At 36.9% G+C, this 3,690-nt stretch carries 4 protein-coding genes; 1 reads left to right on the top strand and 3 read right to left on the bottom strand.

All coding sequences use genetic code 11. The annotated features are described in order from the left end of the window. Positions 1-1,104: GGDEF domain-containing protein (locus K6G87_RS11220; protein ID WP_296837150.1), on the top strand; the 1,104-nt coding region annotated here is incomplete at its 5' end. A 16-nt stretch (positions 1,105-1,120) separates the two neighbouring features. Here K6G87_RS11220 and K6G87_RS11225 read toward each other — a convergent pair. From K6G87_RS11225 to K6G87_RS11235, 3 genes are all read right to left on the bottom strand, one after another. Further along, entirely contained in the window at positions 1,121-1,990 is an 870-nt protein-coding gene (locus K6G87_RS11225; protein WP_296837152.1) for a hypothetical protein, read from the bottom strand. Positions 1,991-2,330: 340 nt separating this feature from the next. Continuing rightward, entirely contained in the window at positions 2,331-3,104 is a 774-nt protein-coding gene (locus K6G87_RS11230; protein WP_296837155.1) for an SDR family oxidoreductase, read from the bottom strand. A gap of 51 nt (positions 3,105-3,155) precedes the next feature. Next, on the bottom strand, positions 3,156-3,690 hold a 535-nt coding region (locus tag K6G87_RS11235; protein WP_296837158.1), incomplete at its 5' end, for a nitroreductase family protein.

The raw sequence follows: 3,690 nt of genomic DNA on the forward strand, positions 1-3,690 counted from the left end.
TTATTTATAAGCTCTGTGCCTGAGATCGCAAGTCTTTTATGGGGAGCTTTATTTAGCATTATTATAGGAATATGGCTTATGTCCTACTATAATGTGCTATCATTTTTTGTCTACACACCGTATGAAACAGAAATAGAATATGTATTCTTATATCTTATCATACCTTTCTTATACGTTTTGATATACAACATTTTAAATCTTAAAGATGCCCGATTCTTTAAGATCTGTATGTATATGTCATATGCATTGACCATAACCCAGCTGGTACTTCACTATATTTTTAATATACATCTTCTTAAAACGTTGGTTTTGTACCATTTTCTCGGGCTTTTAGGATGCGGCATGCTATTTTATTATTCATTTAAGCTTGTAAAAAAACCTAACGTCGATCCTTCTGTAAAAGTTCAGATGCTTGGCATAAATATTTTCTCTATAGGACTTTTAATACAGGTAATAATCTATTATCTTAACTCAATACATATAAGAACTGTCTCACTTGCAGATATGATCATGCTATCAGGAGCCTGCCTTATATTTGCGATGTCACAATTATCTACCTATCTTGTATATATTACCCAGCATTATGCAAGAAAGCAGGAAAACCTTTCTTTGTCGCGTCTTGCTTATGCTGACGGACTTACAAACCTGCCTAACAGATCAAAAGCTGATAAACTGATGAGCGACCTTGACAATACTACTGATGACTACTGCATCATTAGTATTGATCTTAATGGCCTTAAACCGATAAATGATGAATTTGGTCATGTTGCAGGTGATCAGTATATCAAAGAGTTTTCAGATGTTTTAAATCGCACCTTTGAAAGCTATGGACTATGCGCCAGAATGGGCGGCGATGAATTTCTTGTAATAATCGAGGATAGTAAAGATGTAGATATTAAAGGCCTTATAGACCAAATGAATAGCTATCTTAATAATATCAATTCTCTTCACCCTGAATATCAAAGAAGTGTAGCAACAGGTTATGCCTTCAGCCATGAATTCAGTTCTCCAACTTCTCATAAAGTCTATATGAGGGCTGATCAGAGAATGTATGAAGAAAAGGCCATAATGCACAAAGAACTTGGAATAAAGACAAGAAGCTGATATGTAAGCAGGATTTTCACTCATGCTCTTCATACCAGTATTCTTCGGCTGCGTCATATGCTTCATCTTCATCTTCGTATATGTCTTCGTAGTCGTAGAACTCTTCATATTTGTCATCTGCAAAATCCTCAGCAGAATCATAATCATTTACATCATAAGGATCAAACTTGCTACCATCCTTACTTGTAGATGATTTTTTATTGTCAGAAGATTCACTACTACTGCCGTTTTTATCACTATCTGTGCTACTATCAGTGCTTGAACTACTATTTCCGGTATTGAAAACTATTTTTTCAAATTCAGTAATATGTCCATCTTCGATAGTGAATTTGTAAGACACGGGAGTTGCTCCCGGTTTTCCTACAGACATGCAAGTTGGCCAGAATTCATACTCATTTAATCCATCATAAAATATAATATCAACATTATGACTTATATAAAGCTTATGGCCTTTGTACATCATATATTCAAAAGATGCATATTTATGAGAAGTCTTGTTTTCCTGAAACAGCTGATAAAAACTGCTGTTTTTATACAATTCTGTCACTCTGTCTTCGATTTCGTTATCTATTCCTATGCATATTTCGCTTCTGTCTTTTAAATGTAATTTGCGAAAGTCCTCTTCCATCTGTACGTTCACTTTGACAGTAGTGCGATATTCCCAGCTTGAATCAAGATAATCATCATCTTCAACACTTATATCTATCGACTCAACATAATCTCCTTCAACAGGTTCATAAAAAGTAGAAGCTTCAACACTATCCTTATATTCCTGTCTTGCTTCATCCATGTTAACGCCGCTTTCAATATTGACGTGTCTGATTACAAGTGTAAGCAAAACGATGCATGCTATACCTATTAAAGGCACCACTATATATTTACGCATTTGTTATTCCTTTTATCCAAACTGATCATCATAATATTTGTATTTCTATAACTATACTTAAAAGACTAATACCGGCAATCTATATTAGCTATAATTATATCACTGCCTATGCCCTTAAGATGGCGAACTATGTTCTATGTTATTATATCGGAAAAACATGATAACCTCATTAAGAAAGTAAGTCAGGTAATCATTATATCCTCTTCAAGAAAATCAGACAGGCAAACATAAATCATTAGATTATTATAGTAAAAAAAAGCAGCGCCTTGAGTTACCCCAACGCGCCGCCCGGTCACTATCAGAAAACATTATTAGTAGTAAATAGCGTTCTTGTTTAAGCTTAGATTGCGGTCCATCCGCCATCTACAAACAGAATCTGTCCTGTAGTATAGGATGATGCATCAGAAGCAAAATAAATAAGTGCTCCGTTAAGTTCACCCGGTCTTCCAGCTCTGCCCATAGGACAATATGCATCCGTTACAGCATCCATTCCGCCGCCTTCGAATACTTCTCCTGTCATTTCTGATTCAAAATAAGCAGGTCCTATAGCATTAACCGTAATTCCCTTTCTTGCCCATTCTGTTGCAAGAGCCTTGGTCATCATCTTGACACCGCCCTTTGCAGCTGCATATGCAGCAACAGGCCATGCCTTATTAGACATAACAACTTCAGAATGAAGAGAACCTATATTTATGATCTTGCCATAACCATTCTTGATCATAACTTTGCCGACTTCTCTTGCCACAAAGAAAACACCGTTTAAGTTAGTTCCAATTACCCTGTTCCAACCATCATCAGGTGTATCTTCTGCAGGAACAGAATCGCCTACGCCTGCGTTATTAACAAGAATGTCAATTTTGCCATAATGGTCTTCAACAGCCTTAACCATCTCGCTAATGGAAGCTGTATCAAGAACATCACATTTGTAAGCGAAGCATTTAACCCCTAAAGCCTCGATCTCTTTTTTGACAGCTTCAAGTTTCTCAACTCTTCTTGCACAGATGGCAATATCAGCTCCCTGCTGTGCAAGAGCCTTTGCAAACTGTACCCCTAAGCCAGAAGATGCACCTGTAACCAGCGCAACTTTCCCCGTCAAGTCAAACATGTTAGTCATAGTAGCGTCCTCCTTAAATTATATAGTTAACTTTCTAGTGACCCCTCTAAATCATTGTACCATAATACTTGCTATATATTCAGTATCTACTGCACTTTCTATGCCAGGATCTTCAATTATAAGCTTAGTATCAATTTCATGATCCTTAAGGCTAGTCATAAAGTGGCATATAGCAATTCCAAGATCAATTTTCTGAAGATCTCCTGTGCTTGGGTTTGTATACCCTCCGTCTCTCTTTTCATAGAAATGGTATACATTACCCTGTCTTACGATTCTCCATGGCTGCTTATTAACAGCTGAAGGAGCCCATCTCACTTGCTCAAGCGCAAGCTTTAATTCATCACTAACATCAGCCATAGGATTATCAAATCTATCCTGGAAAAAGAGCTTTGAAGCTTCTTTCCTTGAATCAGCCTTAATACCTGTTCTCATAAGAGTATCTTTTACAGCTTTCTTGGCTGCAGGAATTCCAATAGGTGTAACGCAAGGCATCATCTGACCTTCTTTTAGTTTAACTGCATTTTCAAACAATTCTCTTTTCATGGTTCCGCCTATCATAACGGTTCCTATGCCAAGAGATCTGGCG

This window comes from Butyrivibrio sp., assembly GCF_024699075.1.